At 67.7% G+C, this 18,047-nt stretch carries 18 protein-coding genes; 10 read left to right on the top strand and 8 right to left on the bottom strand.

From position 1 onward, the window contains the following. Nucleotides 1-12 precede the first annotated feature (12 nt). The 5 genes from CI089_RS12830 (at nucleotide 13) to CI089_RS12810 (ending at nucleotide 5,090) form a co-directional block, all read left to right on the top strand. Complete coding sequence (locus CI089_RS12830) at nucleotides 13-1,407, top strand: dipeptidase (RefSeq protein WP_094261885.1); 1,395 nt, start codon at nucleotides 13-15, stop codon at nucleotides 1,405-1,407. Between the two features lie 98 nt (nucleotides 1,408-1,505). Then, nucleotides 1,506-1,865, top strand: a complete 360-nt coding sequence (gene erpA, locus CI089_RS12825; protein WP_023951519.1) for an iron-sulfur cluster insertion protein ErpA — start codon at nucleotides 1,506-1,508, stop codon at nucleotides 1,863-1,865. A 109-nt stretch (nucleotides 1,866-1,974) separates the two neighbouring features. Next, complete coding sequence (gene ctaC, locus CI089_RS12820; RefSeq protein ID WP_094261884.1) at nucleotides 1,975-2,883, top strand: aa3-type cytochrome oxidase subunit II; 909 nt, start codon at nucleotides 1,975-1,977, stop codon at nucleotides 2,881-2,883. Continuing rightward, nucleotides 2,883-4,649, top strand: coding sequence for an aa3-type cytochrome oxidase subunit I (gene ctaD / locus CI089_RS12815; RefSeq protein WP_094261883.1), 1,767 nt, complete (start codon nucleotides 2,883-2,885; stop codon nucleotides 4,647-4,649). The genes ctaC and ctaD overlap by 1 nt, the downstream gene beginning before the upstream one ends. 3 nt (nucleotides 4,650-4,652) lie before the next feature. Further along, complete coding sequence (locus CI089_RS12810) at nucleotides 4,653-5,090, top strand: cytochrome c oxidase subunit 4 (RefSeq protein WP_023951514.1); 438 nt, start codon at nucleotides 4,653-4,655, stop codon at nucleotides 5,088-5,090. A gap of 799 nt (nucleotides 5,091-5,889) precedes the next feature. Here the strand turns inward: CI089_RS12810 and CI089_RS12805 are convergent. The 5 genes from CI089_RS12805 to ctaE form a co-directional block, all read right to left on the bottom strand. After that, nucleotides 5,890-6,297 (bottom strand): rhodanese-like domain-containing protein, encoded by a 408-nt coding sequence (locus CI089_RS12805; protein ID WP_094262490.1) that lies wholly within the window; start codon nucleotides 6,295-6,297, stop codon nucleotides 5,890-5,892. 81 nt (nucleotides 6,298-6,378) lie between these two features. Then, nucleotides 6,379-8,229 carry a cytochrome bc1 complex cytochrome b subunit gene (gene qcrB, locus CI089_RS12800; RefSeq protein WP_094261882.1) on the bottom strand — a complete coding sequence of 617 codons (1,851 nt, stop codon included), beginning with the start codon at nucleotides 8,227-8,229 and terminating at the stop codon, nucleotides 6,379-6,381. Further along, the gene (qcrA, locus tag CI089_RS12795) at nucleotides 8,226-9,302 is read right to left on the bottom strand and encodes a cytochrome bc1 complex Rieske iron-sulfur subunit (protein ID WP_023951508.1); all 1,077 of its coding nucleotides are present in this window, start codon (nucleotides 9,300-9,302) and stop codon (nucleotides 8,226-8,228) included. Before qcrA ends, qcrB begins: the two co-directional genes overlap by 4 nt. A 36-nt stretch (nucleotides 9,303-9,338) precedes the next feature. After that, a complete protein-coding gene (gene qcrC, locus CI089_RS12790) occupies nucleotides 9,339-10,139 on the bottom strand; it encodes a cytochrome bc1 complex diheme cytochrome c subunit (RefSeq protein ID WP_094261881.1) in 801 nt (266 codons plus the stop codon). Nucleotides 10,140-10,157: 18 nt separating this feature from the next. Next, complete coding sequence (gene ctaE, locus CI089_RS12785) at nucleotides 10,158-10,802, bottom strand: aa3-type cytochrome oxidase subunit III (RefSeq protein WP_094261880.1); 645 nt, start codon at nucleotides 10,800-10,802, stop codon at nucleotides 10,158-10,160. A 121-nt stretch (nucleotides 10,803-10,923) separates the two neighbouring features. Between ctaE and trpD the strand changes: the two genes are divergently transcribed. From trpD to CI089_RS12770, 3 genes are all read left to right on the top strand, one after another. Next, complete coding sequence (trpD, locus tag CI089_RS12780) at nucleotides 10,924-11,973, top strand: anthranilate phosphoribosyltransferase (RefSeq protein ID WP_094261879.1); 1,050 nt, start codon at nucleotides 10,924-10,926, stop codon at nucleotides 11,971-11,973. A 93-nt stretch (nucleotides 11,974-12,066) separates the two neighbouring features. Continuing rightward, on the top strand, nucleotides 12,067-12,558 hold the full coding sequence (locus tag CI089_RS12775) for an aromatic ring-opening dioxygenase LigA (RefSeq protein WP_094261878.1): 492 nt from the start codon (nucleotides 12,067-12,069) through the stop codon (nucleotides 12,556-12,558). Nucleotides 12,559-12,607: 49 nt separating this feature from the next. Continuing rightward, nucleotides 12,608-13,606 carry a PHP domain-containing protein gene (locus CI089_RS12770; RefSeq protein WP_179223326.1) on the top strand — a complete coding sequence of 333 codons (999 nt, stop codon included), beginning with the start codon at nucleotides 12,608-12,610 and terminating at the stop codon, nucleotides 13,604-13,606. Between the two features lie 18 nt (nucleotides 13,607-13,624). Here CI089_RS12770 and CI089_RS12765 read toward each other — a convergent pair whose 3' ends face one another. From CI089_RS12765 to CI089_RS12755, 3 genes are all read right to left on the bottom strand, one after another. Continuing rightward, on the bottom strand, nucleotides 13,625-14,542 hold the full coding sequence (locus CI089_RS12765; protein ID WP_094261876.1) for a 5'-3' exonuclease: 918 nt from the start codon (nucleotides 14,540-14,542) through the stop codon (nucleotides 13,625-13,627). A gap of 45 nt (nucleotides 14,543-14,587) precedes the next feature. Beyond that, entirely contained in the window at nucleotides 14,588-15,046 is a 459-nt protein-coding gene (locus CI089_RS12760; RefSeq protein ID WP_094261875.1) for a hypothetical protein, read from the bottom strand. Nucleotides 15,047-15,279: 233 nt separating this feature from the next. Next, nucleotides 15,280-15,828 carry a hypothetical protein gene (locus CI089_RS12755; RefSeq protein WP_094261874.1) on the bottom strand — a complete coding sequence of 183 codons (549 nt, stop codon included), beginning with the start codon at nucleotides 15,826-15,828 and terminating at the stop codon, nucleotides 15,280-15,282. Between CI089_RS12755 and CI089_RS12750 the strand changes: the two genes are divergently transcribed. Beyond that, the gene (locus CI089_RS12750; RefSeq protein WP_306426975.1) at nucleotides 15,808-16,338 is read left to right on the top strand and encodes a YchJ family protein; all 531 of its coding nucleotides are present in this window, start codon (nucleotides 15,808-15,810) and stop codon (nucleotides 16,336-16,338) included. The two genes, CI089_RS12755 and CI089_RS12750, sit on opposite strands and share 21 nt — an antisense overlap. Nucleotides 16,339-16,567: 229 nt before the next feature. Continuing rightward, a complete protein-coding gene (rpsA, locus tag CI089_RS12745; RefSeq protein WP_023951490.1) occupies nucleotides 16,568-18,025 on the top strand; it encodes a 30S ribosomal protein S1 in 1,458 nt (485 codons plus the stop codon). Nucleotides 18,026-18,047: the final 22 nt, after the last annotated feature.

Genomic DNA, 18,047 nt, shown 5'->3' with positions numbered 1-18,047 from the left:
AAGATTACCCGCATGACCTCCGAATCTCCTCGGTCCGCCGCTGTGCGCGACGCCGCCCTGTCCGCCGTTCCCGCCGCCCTCGCCGATCTCGGCGCCCTCGTGCGGATCCCGTCGGTCGCCTTCCCCGGATTCGACCGGGCCGAGGTCGAGCGCAGCGCCGAAGCGGTCGCCGAGCTGGCACGCGGGCTCGGCATCTTCGATCGCGTCGAGGTCGCGACCGCGACGGTGCCGGAGACGGGCGAGGAGGGGATGCCGGCAGTGCTGGCGACCCGGCCCGCCCGAAACGGTCGGCCGACGATCCTGCTCTACGCGCACCACGACGTTCAGCCGGTCGGCGACGAGGACCTCTGGGAGTCCGCTCCCTTCGAGCCCACCGTCCGAGACGGCCGTCTCTACGGCCGCGGCGCCGCCGACGACAAGGCCGGGGTCATGGCGCACATCGGTGCCCTGCGAGCGCTCGTGGAGGCAGCCGGACCGGACTTCGATCTCGGCGTGAACCTCTTCATCGAAGGCGAAGAGGAGGCCGGCTCGGCATCCTTCGCCGCGTTCCTGTCCGAGAACGCCGACGCGCTGCGCGCTGACGTGATCGTCGTGGCCGACTCGGGCAACTGGGATGCGAAGACGCCCGCGCTCACCGTGTCGCTGCGCGGAAACGCCCGCTTCACCATGACGGTCCGCACGCTCGAGCACGCCTCGCACTCGGGCATGTTCGGGGGAGCGGTCCCGGACGCCATGCTGGCGACCGTGAAGCTGCTCGCGACGCTCTGGGACGACGAGGGCGGCGTCGCCGTCGAGGGGTTGACCGCGCGCGACGCGGAGACGCCGGAGTACTCCGAGGAGACGCTCCGTTCCGAGGCCGGTCTCCCGTCGGGCGTCTCGCCGATCGGATCGGGGACGATCCTCTCGCGCATCTGGAACAAGCCCTCCATCACCGTGACCGGGATCGACGCCCCGAGCGTCCGCAACGCGTCGAACACGCTCAGCCCCGAGGTCTCGGTCGTCCTCTCCGCGCGTGTGGCGCCGGGACAGTCCGCCGAGGACGCGTACCGGGCCATCGAGGCGCACCTCCGCGCGCACGCGCCGTTCGGCGCGGAACTGACCTTCCGAGACGTCGAGACCGGCAACCCCTTCCTCGTCGACACCACGGGCGACGCCGTCGCGCACGCGCGGCGAGCCCTCGCGGAGGGGTACGGCGTCGAGCCGGTGGACATCGGCGTCGGCGGATCGATCCCCTTCATCGCCGACCTCGTGCGCGAGTTCCCGGCGGCGCAGATCCTCGTGACCGGGGTCGAGGACCCGCACGCGCGCGCACACAGCCCGAACGAATCGCTCCACCTCGACACCTTCCGGCATGCCCTCGTCTCGGAGGCGCTGCTCCTCGAGCGGTTGGACGCCGCTTCGCACTGACGATCACGAGGTCGTCTCGGACCGACCCGCGGCCGGTGCTCGCGCGTAGAATCGTGGCACCGGCCGCATGTCATGCGGCCCGAGACCTCGGGAGAATCATGACCGACATCGCCACGTCCGACACCGTCCGTGCCCACGGCGTCTCGCTGACCGATGAGGCGGCGCTCAAGGTGAAGAGCCTGCTCTCGCAGGAGAACCGCGACGATCTGCGACTGCGCGTCGCCGTCCAGCCCGGCGGATGCAGCGGACTGATCTACCAGCTCTACTTCGACGAGCGTTTCCTCGACGGCGACAAGGCCGTCGACTTCGACGGCGTCGAGGTCATCGTCGACGACATGTCGGTGCCCTACCTCGACGGCGCCACGATCGACTTCAAGGACACGATCTCGGAGCAGGGCTTCACCATCGACAACCCCAACGCGGCGGGCTCGTGCGCGTGCGGCGACAGCTTCCACTGAGCCCCGTCCGCGACAACCCTCGTCTCCGACATCCTGAATGGATGGCCTGAATAGGGTGAAAGCTTGCCCTAGACTGAAGGTCGAACCATTCGTCCCGGAAAGGTGCACTGTGCGCTTCAAACGCCGCCTCCGCTGGGCCGTGATCCCGCTCGGGATCGTCACGGCAGTCTCCCTCGCAGCTTGTACACCGACGGAGCTGAACGGCTACCTTCCCGGCTTCACCGACGACGGTACGCAGGCGACCAACCGCACCGAGATGGTGTCGGGGCTCTGGGTGAACTCCTGGATCGTCCTCCTCGCCGTCGGCGTTCTGACATGGGGCCTCATGGCCTTCGCCGCGATCGCGTACCGCCGCCGTCGTGGCCAGACGGGCCTGCCGGTCCAGCTGCGCTACAACATGCCGATCGAGATCTTCTACACGATCGTCCCGCTGATCCTCGTCATCGGCTTCTTCGCCTTCACGGCGCGCGATCAGTCGATCCTCGAGACGCAGTACGACGACCCCGACGTATCGATCACCGCGATCGGCAAGCAGTGGGCGTGGGACTTCCAGTACAACGGCGACGAGTCCGACAACGCCGACGCCGTCTGGACGATGGGCGTGCAGGCGCAGCCCGACGCCGAGGGCAACGTCGACCAGGCAGCGCTGCCGACGCTCGTGCTGCCGGTGAACAAGGAGGTCAAGATCAACCTCCAGTCGCGCGACGTCATCCACTCGTTCTGGGTCATCGACTTCCTCTACAAGAAGGACATGTACCCGCACCGCGACACCAACTCGTGGTCCTTCGTCCCCACCCGCGAGGGAACGTACGCCGGCAAGTGTGCCGAGCTGTGCGGTGAGTACCACTCGATGATGTTGTTCAACGTCAAGGTCGTCTCCGAGCAGGAGTACGAGGACTACCTCGAGTCGCTGCGCGTCAGCGGCCAGACCGGTGACATCAACAAGGCATACGACCGCCTCCAGAACGCTCCGGGAACGGGCGCGGTCACCGACGACTCCGGCGAGGGAAGCCACTGATGGCCACGACACTTCCGCTCCAGGGCGACCAGCCCGCAGGCCGCCCCACGACCCTGCCGCCGCGCCAGGCGGCACTGCTCAGCGCATCTCGCGTCGAGCAGAAGGGCAACATCATCGTCAAGTGGATCACCTCCACCGACCACAAGACGATCGGGTACATGTACCTCATCGCCTCGGTGATGTTCTTCCTCCTCGGCGGCGTGATGGCGCTCATCATCCGTGCTGAGCTCTTCGAGCCCGGCATGCAGATCGTGCCGACGAAGGAGCAGTACAACCAGCTCTTCACGATGCACGGCACGATCATGCTGCTGATGTTCGCGACGCCGCTGTTCGCCGGCTTCGCCAACGCGATCCTGCCGCTGCAGCTCGGTGCTCCCGACGTCGCCTTCCCGCGTCTGAACGCGTTCGCCTTCTGGCTGTTCCTGTTCGGATCGATCATCGCGATCTCGGGCTTCCTCACCCCGCAGGGTGCCGCCTCGTTCGGCTGGTTCGCGTATCAGCCGTTGGCCAACGCGACGTTCTCACCGGGTGCCGGCGGAAACCTCTGGATGCTCGGCCTCGGCATGAGCGGTTTCGGAACCATTCTCGGCGCCGTGAACTTCATCACCACGATCATCACGATGCGCGCGCCCGGCCTCACGATGTGGCGGATGTCGATCTTCTCGTGGAACACGCTCGTCACGAGCATCCTGATCCTCATGGCGTTCCCGGTGCTGGCGGCGGCGATCTTCGCAGCGGCATCCGACCGCGTCCTCGGCTCGCACATCTACGACCCGGCCAACGGCGGCGTCCTGCTCTGGCAGCACCTGTTCTGGTTCTTCGGCCACCCCGAGGTGTACATCATCGCGCTGCCGTTCTTCGGCATCGTCTCGGAGATCCTCCCGGTGTTCAGCCGCAAGCCGATCTTCGGGTACAAGACGCTGATCTACGCGACCATCGCGATCGCGGCGCTGTCGGTGGCCGTCTGGGCGCACCACATGTACGTCACGGGCGCTGTGCTCCTGCCCTTCTTCGCGCTGATGACGATGCTCATCGCGGTTCCGACGGGCGTGAAGATCTTCAACTGGATCGGCACGATGTGGCGTGGCTCCGTCACGTTCGAGACGCCCATGGTGTTCACCCTCGGCTTCCTCGTGTCGTTCGTCTTCGGTGGTCTCACCGGTGTGATCCTCGCGTCGCCGCCGCTCGACTTCCACCTGTCCGACTCGTACTTCGTGGTGGCTCACTTCCACTACGTCGTGTTCGGCACGGTCGTGTTCGCGATGTTCGCGGGCTTCTACTTCTGGTGGCCGAAGTGGACCGGACGGATGCTCAACGAGCGCCTCGGCATGGTGCACTTCTGGATGCTGTTCATCGGCTTCCACATGACCTTCCTCATCCAGCACTGGCTGGGCGTCGACGGCATGGTGCGTCGCTATGCCGACTACTCGGCTGCGGACGGCTGGACCTGGCAGAACCAGGTCTCGACGATCGGTGCCATCATCCTCGGCGCGTCGATGATCCCGTTCTTCCTGAACGTCTGGATCACGTCCCGCACCGCTCCCAAGGTCACGGTCAACGACCCCTGGGGCTATGGAGCGTCGCTCGAGTGGGCCACGAGCTGCCCGCCGCCGCGTCACAACTTCACGTCGATCCCGCGCATCCGCAGCGAGCGTCCGGCGTTCGACCTGAACCACCCCGAGGCCGCCATCCCGGTCGGCGTGGGTCCCGCGAAGGACGCCCCCGACGCACCGGTTGTGGATGTCGCCGATGGAGAGGTGAAGTAAGCCGTGAAGACCAACATCAACCTGTGGTGGGTGCTCACGTGGTTCTTCTTCGCGGTGTTCATCACGTACACCGTGTGGAACCTCGTCGCTCACACTGATCAGGGTGTCTGGTGGCACCGTATCGAGTGGGTCGGCTCGACCGCCCTCCTGTTCACCGGCTTCATGGGCGCGATGATCGCGTTCTACGTCTCGCGCGTGCACAAGGCGCAGGGTGGCGTGCTGCCCGAGGACTCCCTCACCGCTGACATCGACGACGGTGACCCCGAGGTCGGCGAGTTCAGCCCGTGGTCCTGGTGGCCGCTCGTGCTGGCGTTCGCGGCGTCGGTGTTCATCATCGGACTCGCGGTCGGCCAGTTCCTTCTGCCGATCGGTTTCGCGATCTTCATCGTCGCCATCGTCGGATGGGTGTACGAGTACTACCGCGGCTACTTCGCGCGCTGATCCCGAGCCTCACGACGGCCATCGCACTCCGGTGCGGTGGCCGTCGTCGTTCACGCCGTGTTGCCGGCATCCGTCGTGCGCCCACGGTTGGTGCCCGCGGATAGAGTGCGCCGCTGTCCGCGCCGCCCCCTCGTGTGGGGCGCGCTTGTCATCGTGCACGGTGGCGCGCCCCGGGGCCCCCGAAGCGTCGGCCGAGGGGCGTGTGACGCGCGCGTCGCCGCTGCGCCATGCCTGTCGCCTCTGCGCGGGCAGCATGAGGCGGTTCGGTCACTGCCGGCGCCCAGGCTGGTGCTCGGCCGCCCGTGTCTGCCGAGCACGCTATTCCCGACCCGAGTAGCGAGCGCCCCAGCTCTTGGCCGCGCCGGAATGCAAGGCGGCCGCAGCGACACGCCGCATCGGAGCGCCAGGGCTCGGCGCGTCGCCGCTGATCTCTTGCATCGAGAACCGTCGCACGACCGGCGGGATCCGGGCGTGGCACTCTGGGTGCCGCCGCGGCCGCGACCGGGTGCCCTATCAGCGACCCTGTGCCAGGACGGGGACGACCCCGTGCCACGACGGGAACGTCGCGCTGCAGGTCCTGCGGACACGCGCGCGCCGCGATGCAATGGAACGGAACAGACACCCCGGATCGGGCACGGCCGCCCCGGCGTGTCGCGCTTGATCCATTGCATCGCGGCACCGCGCACCCGCATCCATTCGGCGTTGGGCGACGCGGCGTTGAGGGCGCTGCGTGCGCCGACCCGGGGCGCGAGGCGGTGGACAGCTCGGGCGAGGCCGGGTCGGTGCGGCAGATGTCGTCTCAGGAGCGCACGAGGGCGACCAGGGGGTCATAGGTGCGGGGGAGGGGGCCGTGGGCGTTCGCCACTGGGTAGCCCTCCCGCGCCCAGTACTCGAAGCCGCCGATCATCTCCCGTACGCGGTAGCCGAGCTTGGCGAACTCGATAGCGGCGCGGGTGCCACCGTTGCAGCCAGGGCTCCAGCAGTAGACGACCACATCGAGGTCCCGGTCGATCTCGTCGGCCGCGCGTGCGGCGATCTCGCGGTGGGGAAGGTGCACGGCGCCGACAGCGTGCCCCTGGGCCCACGCCTCGTCGCTACGGACGTCGACGAAGACGAAGCGATCACCGCTGCGTTGCGCGTCGTAGACGTCGGAAGCATCCGTCTCATGCTCGAGCTTGGCCGTGAAGTAGGAGAGTGCGTCTGTCATGGTGAACACGCTACGCAGACAGAAGAACGGCGGGGTGTGACCGATCGGTCACACCCCGCCGTAATCCGGACAGGTCCGGCGTCAGCTCTTCTTGGGCGACTCTCCGCCGTCGGCATCCTCGTCGGGGACGATGATGTTCGAGGGACGGTTGGCCGTCTCGACGCCCTTGCCTTCATCGATCGGCTGGTGCGGAGCGTCCGGGACGCCGGCGCGCTCGTGGGCGCCCTGGATCTCGGCGTCCTCCTCCTCGGCGATGTGCTCGAGGTCGTGGTGAGCGTGTGCTCGCGCGGCCTCGATCTCGGCCTGAGTGAGCGGTGCGAGGCGGTCCTCGAAGAACCAGCGTGAGAGCCCGGCACGCAGGTTCTCGTGCCACGGGATCTGGCCCTTGTCGTTCGGACGAACCACCAGGGGAGCGTTCGTGGTGTAGTCGACCAGCTTGACGAGCTCGTACTCGTCGACAGGCTGGTGCACCTCGATGTACTCGCCACCGGGCAGGCGCACGATGCGACCCGACTCGTAACCGTGCAGAGCGATCTCGCGGTCCTTCTTCTGGAGCGCGATGCAGATGCGCTTCGTGACGAAGTAGGCGATGATCGGCCCGAGGATCAGCAACGCCTGCAGGGTGTGGATCACGCCCTCCATCGTCAGGTGGAAGTGCGTCGCGATGATGTCGGACGAGGCAGCAGCCCACAGGACGGCGTAGAAGGTCACACCGGCCGCACCGATCGCGGTGCGGGTGGCCGCGTTGCGAGGACGCTCGGCGATGTGGTGCTCACGCTTGTCGCCGGTGACCCACGCCTCGATGAAGGGGTAGAGCATGACGATGACGATGAACAGACCGAGTCCGACCAGCGGAACCAGGATGTTGAACGACCAGGTGCGGTCGAACAGGACGAACTCCCAGTGCGGCGGAACGAGGCGTAGCGCGCCGTCGGCGAAGCCGATGTACCAGTCGGGCTGCGTACCGGCCGACACGGGGGAGGGGTCGTACGGGCCGTAGTTCCAGATCGGGTTGATCGTGAAGAGGGCCGCGATGAGCACCAGCACGCCGAAGGTGATGAAGAAGAAGCCACCCATCTTCGACATGTAGACCGGCATCATCGGGTAGCCGACGACGTTGTTGTTCGTCCGGGCCGGCCCGGCGAACTGCGTGTGCTTGTTCACGATCATGAGCATCAGGTGCAGGGCGAGGAGCGCGACCAGGATCGCCGGCAGCAGCAGGATGTGCAGGGCGTAGAGGCGTCCCACGATCTCGGTGCCCGGGAACTCGCCGCCGAACAGCAGGAACGAGGTCCAGGTGCCGATCAGCGGGATGCCCTTGATCATGCCGTCGATGATGCGCAGACCGTTGCCCGACAGAACGTCATCGGGGAGCGAGTATCCGGTGAAGCCCTCCGCCATCGCGAGGATGAAGAGGATGAACCCGATGACCCAGTTGAGCTCACGCGGCTTGCGGAAGGCGCCGGTGAAGAAGACGCGCAGCATGTGCACGCCGATACCGGCGACGAACACGAGCGCCGCCCAGTGGTGCAGCTGACGCACGAGGAGGCCGCCGCGGATGTCGAACGAGATCTCGAGGGTCGAGGCCATGGCCGCCGACATCTCGAGGCCGCGCATCGGTGCGTAGGCGCCGTAGTAGTGCGTCTCCGCCATCGACGCCTCGAAGAAGAACGTCAGGAACGTTCCCGAGAGCAGGACGACGACGAACGACCACAGCGCGATCTCGCCGAGCATGAACGACCAATGGTCGGGGAAGATCTTCCGGCCCAGCTCCTTGACGAGGCCCGAGATGCTCGTGCGCTCGTCGAGGTAGTTCGCGACGCCGCCGACGAACTTGCCGCCGAGCGGCTTGTCCGAGGGACGCGCAGGGCCGTCAGCGTGAACCGCGGGCGCGGTCGTGACGTTCTCCGTGGGGTGGGTGGAGGTGCTCAATGACGCTCCCAGAAGCTCGGGCCGACGGGTTCGGTGAAGTCGCTGCGTGCGATCAGGTAGCCCTCGTCGTCGACGGTGATCGGGAGCTGGGGCAGCGGACGTGCTGCGGGGCCGAAGATGACGGCGGCCGCGTTGGTGACGTCGAACTGCGACTGGTGGCACGGGCACAGCAGGTGGTGGGTCTGCTGCTCGTAGAGGGCGACGGGGCATCCGACGTGCGTGCACACCTTGGAGTACGCGACGATGCCGTCGTACGACCAGTCCTTGCGGTCATCCGCCTCGTTCAGCTGCTCGGGGAGCAGACGCATGAGGAGGACGATGGCCTTGGCCTTCTCCTCGAGGTAGCCGTCGTGGTGCGCGAGCGTCGCGAGGGACTCGGGAATGACGTGCACGGCGGAGCCGAGGGTGAGGTCTGCGGCGCGGATCGGCTTGCCGGTCGGGTCGTGCGCCAGGCGCATGCCCTCTTCCCACATCGTGTGCTTGAGCAGGTGGACCGGGTCACCCGCGTGCGGGTGCTCGGGCGAGCTGTGAGGCGCGAGGCCGCGGAACAGCGTGATGCCGGGCAGAACGGATGCCGCGAGTGCGACGAAGAGCGAGTTGCGCACCATCGTGCGGCGGCCGAAGCCGGACTCGTTGTTCGCGTCGGCGAACACCTGCACCGCTGCGGCACGGGTCTTCTCGCTGCCGCGCGTCGAGTGGCGCTCCTCGATGAACTCGGTGTCGTTCATCACGGCCTTCGACCAGTGGATCGCGCCGATGCCGATGGCGAGGAGAGCCGTGGCGATGCCGAGACCGATGAACAGGTTGTTCCGGCGGATGTCGCTGATCAGCCCGCTCTCGATCGGGAAGAGCAGGTACGCCGCGATGGCCCAGATGCTCGCCGCGGCGGACAGGTAGAACAGGGTGTACACGGTGCGGACCGCGCGCGTCATGGCGGCGGGGTCCTTGTCGGTCATGCGCTTGCGGTGAGGTGCGAGCCCGGGGTTGTGCACCGGGTCGGACACCGCTACGGCGAGCCCCGATGAGGGCACCGGGGAAGCAGGAACCTGCTCGGGCGCCTTCTCGTCAGCCATTTTGCTCCTTGTGCGTTGCTTCGATCGTCACGGTTCTCAGTTCGACTTCGCGGTGATCCACACCGAGATGGCGACGAGCGAGCCGATGCCGAAGATCCAGATGAACAGACCCTCCGAGACGGGGCCGAGCGAACCGAGCGAGAAGCCGCCGGGCGAGTTCTCGGTCGGGCGCATCATCAGGTAGCTGATGATGTCGCGCTTCTCCTCGGTGGTGAGGGTCATGTCGTTGAAGACGGGCATGTTCTGCGGGCCCGTAACCATGGCGGCGTACATGTGCAGCGGCGACGTGGTCGTCAGCGGCGGGGCGTACTTGCCCTCCGTGAGCGCACCGCCGGCACCGGCGACGTTGTGGCACATCGCGCAGTTGATGCGGAAGAGCTCTGCGCCGTGGGAGACGTCGCCCTCCGCGTCGAGCACCTCGGAGTCGGGGTAGGTCGGGCCGGGGGCCTCGGACTGCACCCAGGCAGCCATCGCCTCGATCTGCTCCTGCGTGAACTGCACGGGCTTCTGCGGAGCCTGGGGGCCCTGCATCTGAAGCGGCATGCGGCCGGTGGCGACCTGGAACTCGACCGACAGCTCGCCCACGCCGTAGAGCGAGGGGCCGTCGTTCGTGCCCTGCAGGTCGAGGCCGTGGCAGGTGGCGCAGTTGGCCTGGAACAGCTTCTTGCCGTCCTCGACCGTGAGCGTGGATGCCGTCTGCGTCGTGTCTCCCGCAGCCATCGCGGCGGTGGCGCCGGCGTAGCCTCCGCCGGTGACGAGCAGTCCGATGCCGATCAGCGCGGCGGCAGCCCACTTGCTGCGACGTCCGCCGTTGCGGCGCGGGTTCTTGGATGCCATGGGTGAATCAGCTCCGGGTTACTTCAGGAAGTAGATGACGGCGAACAGGACGAGCCACACCACGTCGACGAAGTGCCAGTAGTACGACACGACGATGGCGGACGTCATCTCTTTCCGGCCGAAGTTCTTGACGGCGAAGGCGCGCCCGATGACGAGGAGGAACGCCACGAGACCACCGGTGACGTGGAGGGCGTGGAAGCCGGTGGTGATGTAGAAGGCTGACGCGTAGGAGTCGGCCTGGATGGGCATGCCCTCGGCGACGAGTGTGGCGTACTCCCACACCTGGCCGGAGACGAAGATCGCGCCCATGATGAAGGTCAGGAAGAACCACTCCACCATTCCCCACTTGCGGAGGTTCCAAATGGAGCCCGAGCGGTAGGGGCGGAAGTGTTCGGCGTTGTGGACACCGATCTGTGCCGTCACCGACGACAACACGAGGATGAGGGTGTTGACCGCGGCGAACGGGATGTTCAGCAGTTCGGTGCGGTCGGCCCACAGCTCGGGAGAGGTGTTGCGCAGAGTGAAGTAGATCGCGAAGAGGCCCGCGAAGAACATCACCTCGCTGCCGAGCCACACGATGGTGCCCACAGCGACCGGGTCCGGCCGCTTGACCGAGCGCAGGGCCTGGGAATACGTCGCTGGAGTGGTCGTCACGGCATCCATTATGGCCGATCTGCAGGGTGGTTTCTGCATCGCTGAAGGTCTGATCGGATCGCGTCGCGGTTAGGGCTGCCTAAGAATCAGCTCAAAGTCGCCCGACAACTGGCCGATAGGATCGTGTGTCATGGCTCAGCACGCGTGGCGCGACATCCTGACCGATCTTCTCGAGAAGCGGGATCTCAGCGTGTCGGCGGCCACATGGGCGATGCGCGAGGTGATGGGCGGCCGCGCGACCGAGGCTCAGCTCGGAGGCTTCTTGGTGGCACTGCGAGCGAAGGGCGAGACGGTCGACGAGATCGTGGGGTTCCGCGACGCGATCCTCGAGGCGGCACTGCCGTTGGCGGTGCCCACAGACGCGCTCGACATCGTCGGGACCGGAGGCGACCGGTTCGGCACGGTGAACGTCTCGACGATGGCGTCGATCGTCGCGGCGGCCACCGGCGTGCCGGTCGTCAAGCACGGCAACAAGGCCGCGAGCTCGAAGTCCGGTTCGTCGGACGTGCTCGGCGCGCTCGGCATCGACCTGTCGCTCGACCCGGACCATGTCGCGCGGGTGCTGGAGGAGGCGGGGATCACTTTCGCCTTCGCATCGGCCTTCCATCCGGGCTTCCGTCACGCCGGGGCAGCACGCGCGGAGCTCGGCATCCCCACCGTCTTCAACTTCCTCGGGCCGCTCTGCAACCCGGCTCGCGCCGAGGCGAACGCCGTCGGTGTCGCGCACCTCGACCGGGTGCCGCTCATCACGGGCGTCTTCCGCACTCGCGGTGCGACTGCTCTCGTCTTCCGCGGCGATGACGGCCTCGACGAGCTGACCACGACGGGGCACAGCCGGATCTGGGAGGTCAGCCTCGGCGACATCCACGAGCACGATCTGGATCCGCGTGATCTCGGCCTTCCCCTTGCGCGCATCGAGGACCTGATCGGCGGCGACCCGCAGCACAACGCCGCGATCGTCCGCCGCGTGCTCGACGGAGAGAGCGGTCCGGTGCGCGACATCGTCGTTCTGAACGCGGCGGCCGGAATCGTCGCCTACCGGCTGTGGCGGGATGCCGCTCAGGTGCAGCGCCCGATTCTCGAGAGGCTCGCCGAGGCTTCCGAGGCGGCGGTGCGGGCGATCGACTCGGGGGATGCCTCGAAGACCCTCGAGCGGTGGATCGCCGCGTCGGCGCGCTGAGGTCAGACCACATCGGTTTTTCACGGCATCACGCCAGCGGTGCCGTGAGACCGGGTGAATAGCGTGAGGCGCAACGCACCCGAGGAGGAACTGATGTCCCACACCACCCCCACCGCCGATACGGTGGAGGCCCCCGTCCGCCGCACCGGTCTCGTGAAGCTCCTGGGCATCCTGGGGATGCTCGGCGGAGTCGTCCTGATCATCGGCGGAGTCGTCGTCTGGTCGATCGTGTCGGGGCAGCTGCGCGCCGAGAACATCACGGTTCCCGATGACGCCGCCGCTTTCCAGGGGCAGACCGTCGCCGGACCGTTCACCGCCTACGTGCAGGCCGACATCATCCAGCACCACGCGCTCGACGCCTCCGGCGGCAAGACCTATGCCGAGCTGGACAAGGATGATCCCGTCCGCGCGACGATGATGAACGCCTCGTTCCTCCGCGCATCGCTGTTCACCTCCGTGGTCTCGTTCGGCGTCGCCGCCTTCGCGATGGGCGTGGGTATCCTGTCGATCATCTTCGGCTTCGCGGTACACCGCCTGGCCTCGGCCCCGGTGGTCGTCCGCCGTTCGGCGGTCACCTCCGGCTGAACGGGGAGGACGTGGGGCCCGTGCTTCGGCACGGGCCCCAGACATGCCTATGGATCCCATCGACGCCCTGACCGAGATCGCCGAGCTGCTCGAGCGCGAGCGTTCGTCGAAATACAAGTCCAAGGCATTCCGAGCTGCGGCCGACGCGATTCGGGATCTGTCCGATGATCAGCTCGACGACACCTTCGCGTTGCGCCGCCGCCCCGGCATCGGCGAACGGACCCTCGCGGTGATCGTCGAGGCGCGGGCGGGCGGCGTGCCGGCTTACCTGGCGGATCTGCGCGAACGGCGGGGCGTCGTCGTCGCCGGAGAGCTGCGCCGCCGGCTGCGCGGCGATCTGCACTGCCACTCCGACTGGTCCGACGGCTCGACCCCCATCGCCGAGATGGTCGCCGCGGCTCGCGGGCTCGGGCACGAGTACCTCGCGCTCACGGATCACTCGCCGCGCCTGCGCGTGGCCCGTGGCCTGTCGCCGGAACGCCTGCGCGACCAGCTCGACGTCGTCGCCGGGATGAGCGGCGACGGGTTCACGCTGCTCAGCGGCATCGAGGTCGACATCCTCGACGACGGCTCCCTCGATCAGGAGGACGCTCTGCTGCGGCGGCTCGATATCGTCGTCGCCTCGGCGCATTCGAAGCTGCGGATGGCCCGTGGCGCGATGACCCGGCGACTGGTGGCGGCGGCATCCGATGCTCGCGTCGACGTGCTCGGTCATGTGACCGGCAGACTCGTCGAAGGTGAGCGCGGCACGCGGCCGCAGTCGGACTTCGATCCCGAACCCGTCTTCGCCGCCTGCGCAGAGCACGGGGTGGCCGTCGAGATCAACTCCCGGCCCGAGCGCCAGGATCCACCGGACGATCTCATGGAGCAGGCTATCGCCGCAGGCTGTCTCTTCTCGATCGACTCGGATGCGCACGCACCGGGCCAGCTGTCGCTCATCGACTACGGGGCGGAGCGCGCCGAGCGGCTGGGGGTCCCCGCCGATCGCATCGTCACGACATGGTCGCTCGACCGACTGCGGGAGTGGGCCGGCCGACCCCGCTCCTGAGGCCGCGGTGCGGGGGAGTCAGGCGCGGCTACGCAGCGCGGCTGCCGCGCGTGCGAGCGAGCCGCCCAGCCCGCGGCGCTCGGCGACCTCTGCGGCGGCGTCGCCATCGGTGGAACGGATGCGGCCGTCGACAGCATCGATGTCCAGGTCGCGCACCACCCGCACGACCTGAGGCGCCACCGCGAGGTAGTCGGCGGCCGCGGCCAGCTTCGCCCGCACGCCGGCCGTCATGCCCTCGCCCCTCTCGGCCGCTGCCAGGATCCCGGCGAGGTCGCCGTGAGCGGCCAGCAAGGTCGCCGCGGTCTTCTCGCCCACCCCCGCGACGCCGGGGAGCCCGTCGGAGGCGTCACCGCGCATCGTCGCGAAGTCGGCGTACTGTTCGGGGCGCACGGCGTACTTCGCCAGCACGCTCTCTCCGGTCAGCACGTCGAGGTTGCTCATCCCGCGCCCGGTGTAGACGACCCGGATGCCGCGGTCGTCGTCGACCAGCTGGATGAGGTCACGGTCTCCGGTGACGACGTCGACGGGCATGGTCGCCCGCGTGGACAGCGTGCCGATGACGTCGTCGGCCTCGTGGTGAGGCGCGCCCACGATCGGGATGCCGAGAACCTCGAGGCTCTCGCGGATCGTGGGGATCTGCGCCTCGAGCGGGTCGGGCACGACCTCGACATCGGGACCGGTCTCGATCGTCTCCGCGACGCGATGCGTCTTGTAGGTCGGGATCAGGTCGACCCGCCACTGCGGGCGCCAGTCGTCGTCCCAGCAGGCGATCAGGTGGGTCGGCTCGTAGGTCGCGACGAGCTTCGCGATCATGTCGAGGAAGCCGCGGGCCGCGTTGACGGGCCGGCCCTCGGAATCCTTGACGGTGTCGGGCACGCCGTAGAACGCGCGGAAGTAGAGGGATGCGCTGTCGAGCAGCATGAGGCGGTCGCTCATCGCATCATCCTGGCACGGGATGCCGGACTCGCAGCATCCTGCCGCTCAGCATCCGGGGCCCGACGGCGGCTCGGTGCACGTGCGGTCGACGAGCGTCCCGCGCGCCTCCAGCACCTCGATCGGATACCCGGCGGTCGGGATGTCGAGGAGGCCCGGGACGGGCCGCCACCCGCGGCCGAAGTCGACCTCCGCCCGGTAACGGACCGTGGCGGTCGCGACGTAGCTGCCTCGCGAGCGGTAGACGTGGCTCGCGGAGGTCCGAGCGGTGCTCCCGACGCTGAGGGTCGACCCGTCGCCGGGCGCGATCACGATGTCGTCGGGCGTGAATCGAACGGTCACCGGAAGATCGAAGAGGGTCCCGGTGGCGCTGTGCTGCGGTGCCGCGATCACGAAGTCCACGGGAAGCCCGGCGACCGCGAAGCCAGCCGGCTGACTGCTGAGCGCGGCGGGCTGCGGAGCGAAGGATGCGACATCGGCGAGCGTCGCCTGCGGCAGGAGCGACACCGTGAAGTCGTCGCATCGGTTGAGCGCTCCGCAGTCCCGCGGCGGGGCTGGCTGGTCTGTCCGAGGAGCGCTGCCCGAGTCGATGCGCGCAGTTCCGGGACGCCTGATAGTTGCTCCGATGTGTACCTCAGTCTGACTTGCGCTCGCTGACCAGCTGCCGATGGTTCCGCGGGGCGGCTCATCGGGAGGGGTGGTGGTGCCGGTCAAACTCACGATAATCACGGCGATGGGCGTCAGTCGCACGTCGGCCCCTCCGCGGTGGCGACGACATCGATTAGCCGTGCGCCAGTGCCGAGCTGTGTGTCCCTTTCAGCCGTCACCAGCATCGCTTGTACTGGGTCGCGATCAGGGGGAACCATGCTCTGGCCGTCGGCATTCGTGAGAGTTACGGACGAGACATCGATGCAGACGTAGAGCTCCGCGACATTGCCGTCAACAGAGTGAGGGAAGACCTGTCGCACCTCTGTCCGCCCGCTTATCGTGACTCCGGAAGAGTTATACGCGCTAAGAGCCTTTCGATCAGACTCGAGTATTTCGCCGGTGGTGAGGGCGTAGACGGGCTCGAAGGTCGACGGGTCAGCGAGGTCCACAGCATTGAGGGCGTCGACGTAGGCGCGGTAGGTCGCCTCGGCGGCGGCGAAAGCGGCGGCATCGCTGTCCGCGGGCGAGGGCGTCGTCGCGGTCGTCGGCGAGGCGGGCGGTGACGCGGGGGAGCCGCATCCGCTCGTCAGCAGGAGGGCGGCGACGAGAGCGGCAACGGCATGGCGGCGTCGGACGAACATGCCCCGAACGTACCGAGCCCGGCCCGGCGCGCGGGGGAACTGTCCACAGGGCGGTCTCGTAGCCTGGAGGAATGCGAAGACGGGGTGCACATGTCGTTCGGTGAAGCGGCGCTGCGACGGCGGCCGGCTGCAACCGCCCCCTGCCCCTGCGGCGGCGGGTCGTTCGGGTCGTGCTGTGGTCCCGTTCTCGACGGTCGGGCCGCGCAGAGCGCGGAGCAGCTGATGCGTTCGCGCTACACCGCGTTCGCCGTCCACGACGGTGCCCACCTTGCGCGCACCTGGCATCCCGCGACGCGCCCGGATGACCTCGAGTCGGACGGCCCCGAGCAATGGACCGGGCTCACGGTCGTTCGTGCGGCCGGTGGCCCCGACGACACCGAGGGCACCGTCGAGTTCCGGGCGCGGTGGCGTTCCGGCACGGATTCGGGAGAACTCCACGAGGTCAGCCGCTTCACGCGGATACGCGGTCGCTGGCTCTACGTCGGCGGCGTCGTCGACCCCTTGCACTGACCATCGGGCAGGGTCTCGGGCCGGATGTCGCCGGGTGTCGGGGAAGCGCTGGGGGACTGGAATCGCGCGGGCGGGCTCTGATACCCTGGATCGTCACTCGTGTGGCCTTGTCGCCATGCGTTCACGACGCATCATCCACAACCATCCGCCACGGTCGGGGCCGTCATCGTCGAGATGACGCCCGAGAGCCGCGGCCCGACACCCTGACCCAACAAGGACAACCCACTACATGACTAACGCAACGACCGCCCCGGCCACCAAGCAGGTCGCTATCAACGACATCGGATCTGCTGAGGACTTCCTGGCCGCGGTCGAGAAGACTCTGAAGTTCTTCAACGACGGTGACCTCATCGAAGGCACCGTGGTGAAGATCGACCGCGACGAGGTCCTCCTCGACGTCGGCTACAAGACCGAGGGTGTCATCCCCTCGCGCGAGCTTTCCATCAAGCACGACGTCGACCCCAACGAGGTCGTCAAGGTCGGTGACGAGGTCGAAGCCCTCGTTCTCCAGAAGGAGGACAAGGAAGGCCGCCTCATCCTCTCCAAGAAGCGTGCGCAGTACGAGCGCGCCTGGGGCGACGTCGAGAAGATCAAGGAGAACGACGGTGTCGTCACCGGCTCCGTGATCGAGGTCGTCAAGGGTGGTCTGATCGTCGACATCGGCCTGCGCGGCTTCCTGCCCGCATCGCTCATCGAGCTGCGCCGTGTCCGCGACCTCACGCCGTACCTCGGCCAGGAGATCGAGGCGAAGATCCTCGAGCTCGACAAGAACCGCAACAACGTCGTGCTCTCGCGCCGCGCCCTGCTCGAGCAGACGCAGTCCGAGTCGCGCACCACGTTCCTCAACAACCTGCACAAGGGTCAGGTCCGCAAGGGCGTCGTCTCGTCGATCGTCAACTTCGGTGCGTTCGTCGACCTCGGCGGCGTGGACGGCCTCGTGCACGTCTCCGAGCTCTCGTGGAAGCACATCGAGCACGCTTCCGAGGTCGTCGAGGTGGGCCAGGAGGTCACCGTCGAGATCCTCGAGGTCGACCTCGACCGCGAGCGCGTCTCGCTGTCGTTGAAGGCGACGCAGGAGGACCCGTGGCAGGTCTTCGCCCGTACCCACGCGATCGGCCAGGTCGCTCCGGGCAAGGTCACCAAGCTCGTTCCGTTCGGTGCGTTCGTGCGCGTCGCGGACGGCATCGAGGGCCTCGTGCACATCTCCGAGCTGTCGGGCAAGCACGTCGAGCTCGCGGAGCAGGTCGTGTCGGTCGGCGAAGAGGTCTTCGTCAAGATCATCGACATCGACCTCGAGCGTCGCCGCATCTCGCTGTCGCTCAAGCAGGCGAACGAGTCGGTCGACCCCTACGGCACCGAGTTCGACCCGGCCCTCTACGGCATGGTCACCGAGTACGACGAGAACGGGGAGTACAAGTACCCCGAGGGCTTCGACCCGGAGACCAACCAGTGGAAGGAAGGCTTCGACGAGCAGCGTCTTGCCTGGGAGGCCGAGTACGCGGCAGCTCAGGGTCGCTGGGAGGCTCACAAGGCCGCCGTCGTCAAGGCTCTCGAGGCCGAGGCCGCGGCTCCCGCCGACAACGGCTCGTCGTTCTCGTCGGACGTCCAGTCCGCGAGCACCGGCGGTGGCACCCTCGCCGACGACGAGGCTCTCGCTGCTCTGCGCGAGAAGCTCTCGGGCCGCTGAGCCGACACTGACACGACGGAAG

Origin of the sequence: Microbacterium sp. Yaish 1 (assembly GCF_002245215.1) — a bacterium.
Taxonomy (GTDB): Bacteria; Actinomycetota; Actinomycetes; order Actinomycetales; family Microbacteriaceae; genus Microbacterium.
This window is presented reverse-complemented; position numbering and strand designations above follow the sequence as displayed.

Coding starts and splice junctions, on each gene's coding strand:
- CI089_RS12830 (WP_094261885.1), top strand. CDS start 13: ATGACCTCCGAATCTCCTCGGTCCGCCGCTGTGCGCGACGCCGCCCTG.
- erpA (WP_023951519.1), top strand. CDS start 1,506: ATGACCGACATCGCCACGTCCGACACCGTCCGTGCCCACGGCGTCTCG.
- ctaD (WP_094261883.1), top strand. CDS start 2,883: ATGGCCACGACACTTCCGCTCCAGGGCGACCAGCCCGCAGGCCGCCCC.
- CI089_RS12805 (WP_094262490.1), bottom strand. CDS start 6,297: ATGACAGACGCACTCTCCTACTTCACGGCCAAGCTCGAGCATGAGACG.
- qcrA (WP_023951508.1), bottom strand. CDS start 9,302: ATGGCTGACGAGAAGGCGCCCGAGCAGGTTCCTGCTTCCCCGGTGCCC.
- qcrC (WP_094261881.1), bottom strand. CDS start 10,139: ATGGCATCCAAGAACCCGCGCCGCAACGGCGGACGTCGCAGCAAGTGG.
- ctaE (WP_094261880.1), bottom strand. CDS start 10,802: ATGGATGCCGTGACGACCACTCCAGCGACGTATTCCCAGGCCCTGCGC.
- trpD (WP_094261879.1), top strand. CDS start 10,924: ATGGCTCAGCACGCGTGGCGCGACATCCTGACCGATCTTCTCGAGAAG.
- CI089_RS12775 (WP_094261878.1), top strand. CDS start 12,067: ATGTCCCACACCACCCCCACCGCCGATACGGTGGAGGCCCCCGTCCGC.
- CI089_RS12770 (WP_179223326.1), top strand. CDS start 12,608: ATGGATCCCATCGACGCCCTGACCGAGATCGCCGAGCTGCTCGAGCGC.
- CI089_RS12765 (WP_094261876.1), bottom strand. CDS start 14,542: ATGAGCGACCGCCTCATGCTGCTCGACAGCGCATCCCTCTACTTCCGC.
- CI089_RS12750 (WP_306426975.1), top strand. CDS start 15,808: ATGGCGGCGTCGGACGAACATGCCCCGAACGTACCGAGCCCGGCCCGG.
- CI089_RS12755 (WP_094261874.1), bottom strand. CDS start 15,828: ATGTTCGTCCGACGCCGCCATGCCGTTGCCGCTCTCGTCGCCGCCCTC.
- rpsA (WP_023951490.1), top strand. CDS start 16,568: ATGACTAACGCAACGACCGCCCCGGCCACCAAGCAGGTCGCTATCAAC.